The following is a 235-nucleotide window of genomic DNA, read 5'->3' on the forward strand; positions in this document are numbered from 1 at the left end:
GAGTTGGTTCATCACGGTTTGAAGTTGGTCGTTTTGGCTGGATGTCGTTGTCATATTCTCGTTCTTGCTGTTGTCGTTGTATTTGTCTTTCAAAGCCATCTTCTATACCCCCTTTGTTATAATCTTCACCTAATCGACGGCCACGGACTTTTTTATCTTCAGCTAGATGTCGATAGGTAATGCTCTTAGGTGTAACTCGTGCAATTTCAATGCCATATTGACTTAAATGGTCTTT

1 pseudogene is annotated in these 235 nt (G+C 40.4%); it reads right to left on the bottom strand.

The annotated features are described in order from the left end of the window. A pseudogene (locus HMPREF3057_RS05300) lies at nt 1-235 on the bottom strand (relaxase/mobilization nuclease domain-containing protein); the annotation flags it as partial.

Source organism: Streptococcus sp. HMSC072D05, assembly GCF_001815805.1.
Taxonomy (GTDB): domain Bacteria; phylum Bacillota; class Bacilli; order Lactobacillales; family Streptococcaceae; genus Streptococcus.